Raw genomic sequence first — 5751 nt, forward strand, 5'->3', positions numbered from 1 at the left:
GGTTCAACGTGGTCTGCCCCGGCCTCACCCCGCCCAAGCCCGAGGAGATCGGGGAGGGGAGCCACTGGCAGGCGCAGCTCGGGACCTTCACTTCCGAGGTGCTGGAGAAGGCTGCCAAGGCCTACCCACTGCGCAAGGTGGGGACGCCGGAGGATACCGCGAGCGCGGTGGTCTTCCTCGCCTCCAACTGCGCCGGGAACATCACCGGCCAGACCCTAAGCACCAGCGGCGGCTACACCATGATGTAGATGAAAGGCCAATCCCCCCTGTTCTCCCTTTAACAAGGGGGGGACGTGAGGGGCGCGACAATTCACAAAAATTCTCTTCGGATAATGGAGGTCTCTATGCAGTTCGCTCTTACTGATGAACAGAAGATGATGCAGGAAATGGCCAGGGATTTCGCCCAAAAGGAGATCCTGCCGACCCTGAAGGAGGACGAAGCCAACCACACCTTCCGTCCCGAGCTGGTGAAGAAGATGGCCGATCTCGGGTTCTTCGGGTGTGCCCTTCCCGAGCAGTACGGCGGCAACAGCTGCGGCTTCCTCGAGTCGGTCATCCTGGCCGAGCAGCTTGCCACGGTCAGCGGCTCGTCGAGGCTTCCGCTCAACATGCAGAACATAGGCCCGGCCATCACCGTCAACAACTTCGGCACGGAGGAGCAGAAGAAGCGCTTCATTCCCGACTGGGTCAGCGCCGAATCCTTCGGCTTCTTCGCCATCACCGAGCCGAACTCCGGCTCCGACGTGGTCAGCATGGGGACCACCGCGGTCGACCGCGGCGACCACTGGGAGATCAACGGACAGAAGATGTGGATCTCCAACGCCCACGTCGGTGACTGGGGTCTCCTCTATGCGATCACCGACCGCAGCAAGAAGTACCAGGGCATGACCTGCTTCATCGTCAACCTCAAGGACAACGACGGGATTATCACCGCCCCCATCGAGAGCAAGGTCGGTCTCCACTGCGCACCGACCGGGGAGATCTCCTTCAACCAGGCCAGGATCCCCAAGGACTCCGTGCTGGGCGAGGTCGGCGACGGATTCAAGATCTGCATGTGGCAGCTTAACAACACCAGGATCAGCTGCGCGGCGGGCGCGCTCGGGATCGGCGCCGGAGCCATCGAGGCCGCCATCGCCTACGCCAACGAGCGTACCCAGTTCGGCAAGAAGATCGGCTCCTACCAGATGATCCAGGCGCAGATCGCCGAGATGGTGGCGGAGCACGAGGCCGCGAGGCTCCTGGTCTACCAGGCCGCCTGGCTCAAGGACCAGGGGCTTCCCAACCAGTACCAGACCTCGATGGCCAAGCTCTTCGCCTCGGAGTCCGCGGTCAAGGCGGCCACCGAGACCATGAAGATCTTCGGCAGCTACGGCTTCTCCACCGAATACCCGGCCGAGCGCTGGCTGCGCGATTCCATGTCCCTTAGGACCGTGGAAGGGACGAGTAACATCCAGAAGACCATCATCGCCGGCATCGCCCTGGGCGATGTGGTGAACCGCTAGAAAAGAAGAGGATCCCGGGGGATTTCCCACGCCAGGGCAAATCCCCCCCCGCCCCCCTTTGTCGAAGGGGGGAGACTTGGTTCGAATACTTTCACATGAAACAGGAGGGGGCCGTAATGCCACGCAAGCAGACACCGCTACGACCGTATTTCGAGAAGATGGCCGACATCGGCAAAGCGCTCAGCGAAGGAGAAGTCCGGCGGTCGCAGGAGAACATTGGCCTGGTCCGGGAGCAGGAGCAGTTCCTCGCCCAGGAAGTGGAGAGGGTGAAAGATGCCGGCATCCCGGCCAAGAAGGTTCATGATCGCGGAGGGATGACCATCTACGACCGCCTCGACTACCTGGTCGACGCTGGGACCTGGTGCCCGCTGCACACCCTGTACAACCCAAGGGACAACGAAGAGGGGTGCACCGGGGTCGTGAACGGCATCGGCAAGATCGAGGGGAAGTGGGCGGTTATCATCGGCTTTGACAACAAGGTCATGGCCGGGGCCTGGATCGCTGGGCAGTCGGAGAACATCCTGATGGTCACCGACATGGCCAAGCGCCTGAACGTGCCGCTGGTCTGGCTGACCAACTGCAGCGGCGTGAAGCTCATGGAGCAGGAGACCGTCTACGCGGGACGGCGCTCAAGCGGCGCCCCCTTCTACCGCCATGCGGACCTGAACCACCTGGGGATCCCGATCCTCAACGCCATCTACGGCACCAACCCGGCAGGCGGCGGCTACCAGGGGATCAGCCCGACCATCCTCTTGGCCCATGACGGCGCCAACATCGCCGTGGGTGGCGCCGGCATCGTCGGGGGCATGAACCCCAAGGGGTACGTCGACGTCGAAGCCGCCAAGGCGCTCATTGAAGGGACCAAGAACTTCAAGGCCAAGGATCCGGGGCGGGTGGAGACCCACTTCGACCAGACCGCCTACTTCCGTGAGGCGCACGACACAGAGCAGGGGGTGCTGGACGGCATCAAGGATTACATGCGGATGATGCCGGCCTACGACCCGACCATGTTCCGGGTGGCCGCTCCCGCCGCGCCCAGGTTCCCGGCCGGGGACCTCGACATGATCCTCCCCGCCAACCAGAAGCGTCCCTACGACGCCATCCAGGTCCTGGCGCGCCTGACCGACAACAGCGAGTTCATGGAATACCGGCCGGAGTACGGTCGAGAGGTCTATACCGGCATCGCCAAGGTCGACGGCTTCCCGGTCGCCTTCATCGGCAACCGCCAGGGGGTCTTCCCCGGCTATCCGGAGTACGCCAAGGGGGCCTATCCGGCGGTCGGCGGCAAGCACTACCGCGAGGGGCTCATCAAGCAGGCCGAGTTCGTCACCCTTTGCGGCCGCGACAACCTTCCGATCGTCTGGCTGCAGGACACCACCGGCATCGACGTCGGTGACCCGGCGGAGGAGGCGGAACTGCTGGCCCTTGGCCAGTCGCTGGTCTACTCCATCGAGCAGACCGATCTCTCCATGATGTGCGTCGTCTTGAGGAAAGGTACCGCCGCCGCCCACTACATCATGTGCGGACCGCAGGCCAACAACAACAACGCCTTCACCCTGGGCACCCCGCTTACCGAGATCTACGTCATGCACGGCGAGACCGCTGCCGCCGCCTCCTACGCCCGCCGCCTGGTCAAGGAGGATGAGGCCGGGAACGACCTCACCCCGGTCCTGGAGAAGATGAACCAGATGATAAAGGACTACCAGGACAAGTCGCGCCCGGCCTACTGCGCCATCTCCGGCTTCGTGGACGAGATCGTGTCGCTGACCGACCTGCGCAAGTACGTCGAGGCCTTCACCGGGGCCAACTACCAGAACCCCAGATCGATCACCCCGGTGCACCAGATGCTCCTTCCCAGGATCATCAAGGGATAGGAACCACCAACCATATACGGAACGAGGTCTAAACATGAGCAAAGCCATCAAACCGTTGGGGATAACCGAAGTAGTACTAAGAGACGCCCATCAGTCCCTTTTCGCCACCCGTCTGCGTCTGGACGACATGCTCCCGATCGCCGACAAGCTCGACCAGGTCGGCTACTGGTCCATCGAGATGTGGGGGGGCGCCACCTTCGACTCCTGCATCCGCTTCCTCGGCGAGGACCCCTGGGTGCGCCTGCGCGAGCTGAAGAAGGCCATGCCGAGGACCCCGCAGCAGATGCTCTTCCGCGGTCAAAACATCCTGGGGTACCGCCACTACGCCGACGACGTGGTCGAGAATTTCGTGGAGCGGGCGGCGGTGAACGGCATCGACGTCTTCCGGGTCTTCGACGCCATGAACGATCCGCGCAACCTCGACACCGCCATCAAGGCGGTCATCAAGCAGGGAAAACATGCCCAGGGGACCATGTCTTACACGGTGAGCCCGGTGGACACCGTTGCCAAATGGGTCGATCTGGCCAAGCGGATCGAGGACATGGGGTCGCACTCGCTCTGCATCAAGGACATGGCCGGTCTGATTTCCCCCTACGCCGCCTACGAACTGGTGAAGAAGCTCAAGAAGGCCATCGACATCCCGATCCACATGCAGTGTCACGCCACCACCGGCATGTCCACCGCCGCCTACGTGAAGGCTATCGAGGCGGGGGTGGAAAACGTCGATACCTCGATCTCCTCCATGAGTATGACCTACGGTCATTCACCGACCGAGTCGCTGGTGGCCATCATGGCGGAAACCGACAAGGCGACCGGCCTCGACACGGTGCTCCTGCAGGAGATCGCCGACTACTTCACCGAGGTCAGGAAGAAATACGCGAAGTTCGAGGGGTCTCTCAAGGGGGTCGACGCCCGCATCATCTCCGCCCAAGTCCCCGGTGGCATGCTGACCAACATGGAGAACCAGTTGCGGGAGCAAAACGCCGGGCACAAGATGGACCAGGTGCTGGCGGAAATCCCCAGGGTGCGCGAGGATCTGGGCATGATCCCGCTGGTCACCCCGACCTCCCAGATCGTCGGCACCCAGGCTGTCATAAACGTCCTGACCGGTGAGCGCTACAAGTCGATGACCAAGGAGACCGCCGCCGTTTTGAAGGGCGAGTACGGCGCCACCTCGGCACCGGTCAACAAGGAGCTTCAGCAGAAGGTGCTGGCGGGAGCCGAGCCGATCACCTGCCGTCCGGCTGACCTGCTCGACGCGGAGATGGACAAGCTGACCGCGGAGCTCCGTGGCCTCGCCGCGGAAAAAGGGCTGAAACCCGGGGATCACGAGGTGGAGGATGTCCTAACCTACGCCCTCTTCCAGCAGGTGGGGCTCAAGTTCCTCCAACACCGCGACAACCCCGACATGTTCGAGCCAGCTCCCACCGCCGAGGACGCGGCACCCAAGGCGGCACCGGCGGCCCCGGCGGCAGGCGATACCTACACCGTGACCGGAGGCGGCCAGACCTTCGTGGTCCAGGTCGCAAAGGCCTCCGGCGCAGCCGCAGCGGCCGCCGCGGCTGCTTCCGCCGCACTCGGCAACGGGGCCGCGGCACAGCCCGCAGCCTCCGCCAGCAATGACATCGTGTCCCCTCTGGCGGGCAATGTCTGGAAGATCGAGGTCGATCCGGGTCAAGAGGTCAAAGAAGGCGATCTCCTGCTGATCCTCGAGGCCATGAAGATGGAGAACGAGATCTTCGCCGACCGCGACGGCATCGTGGGACGGATCCACATCGAGGAGGGGAATGCCGTGGCCATCGGCCAGCCGCTCGTCACCCTGGTGTTCGAGGGGGCAGAGCCGGTCGCCCCCTCCGCCCCGGCCGCGGTGAGCGCTCCCCCGGCAAACGGGATCACCGCTCCCTTGGCGGGGAACGTCTGGAAGATAGAGGTCGAACCGGGACAGCCGGTCCAGGAAGGCGATCTCCTGCTGATCCTCGAGGCGATGAAGATGGAGAACGAAATCTTCGCCGACAAGGACGGCATCGTGGGGGATCTCCTGATCCAGGAGGGGCACGCGGTCGACATCGGCCAGGTGCTCCTGACCATCAACTGAAAGCGCACCTCCCCCTCCCTTGATGGGAGGGGGCAGGGGGGTGGGTGAAGCAGCCGGCGAAGTCACAGCTGGCGCCTTCCCCCCCACCCCAAACCACCCCCTCCAGGGGGGAGGGACTTAGCCAGAGCCGGGAGGAGATAACGATGGGCAAGGAATCCGCTGCACTGCAATACCACTCGATGGGTCGCAAGGGAAAGATCGAGGTGACCCCGACCAAGCCGTGCCAGACCGCGGAGGACCTGTCGCTGGCCTATTCCCCTGGCGTCGCGGAGCCCTGCCT

4 protein-coding genes are annotated in these 5751 nt (G+C 63.6%); all 4 read left to right on the forward strand.

Annotation, left to right across the window (positions count from 1 at the left end):
* On the forward strand, positions 1 to 248 hold a 248-nt coding region (locus AC11W3_RS17235; RefSeq protein ID WP_484088227.1), incomplete at its 5' end, for an SDR family oxidoreductase.
* 96 nt (positions 249 to 344) lie between these two features.
* Positions 345 to 1502 carry an acyl-CoA dehydrogenase family protein gene (locus AC11W3_RS17240; protein WP_484091716.1) on the forward strand — a complete coding sequence of 386 codons (1158 nt, stop codon included), beginning with the start codon at positions 345 to 347 and terminating at the stop codon, positions 1500 to 1502.
* A gap of 116 nt (positions 1503 to 1618) precedes the next feature.
* On the forward strand, positions 1619 to 3376 hold the full coding sequence (locus tag AC11W3_RS17245; RefSeq protein WP_484093423.1) for an acyl-CoA carboxylase subunit beta: 1758 nt from the start codon (positions 1619 to 1621) through the stop codon (positions 3374 to 3376).
* Between the two features lie 34 nt (positions 3377 to 3410).
* Positions 3411 to 5471 carry a sodium-extruding oxaloacetate decarboxylase subunit alpha gene (oadA, locus tag AC11W3_RS17250; RefSeq protein ID WP_484093424.1) on the forward strand — a complete coding sequence of 687 codons (2061 nt, stop codon included), beginning with the start codon at positions 3411 to 3413 and terminating at the stop codon, positions 5469 to 5471.
* Positions 5472 to 5751 lie beyond the last annotated feature (280 nt).

The organism is Geomonas sp., from assembly GCF_056994735.1.

Excerpts from the sequence above, each read along its gene's own strand:
- AC11W3_RS17240 (WP_484091716.1), top strand. The coding sequence starts at position 345 with ATGCAGTTCGCTCTTACTGATGAACAGAAGATGATGCAGGAAATGGCC.
- AC11W3_RS17245 (WP_484093423.1), top strand. The coding sequence starts at position 1,619 with ATGCCACGCAAGCAGACACCGCTACGACCGTATTTCGAGAAGATGGCC.
- oadA (WP_484093424.1), top strand. The coding sequence starts at position 3,411 with ATGAGCAAAGCCATCAAACCGTTGGGGATAACCGAAGTAGTACTAAGA.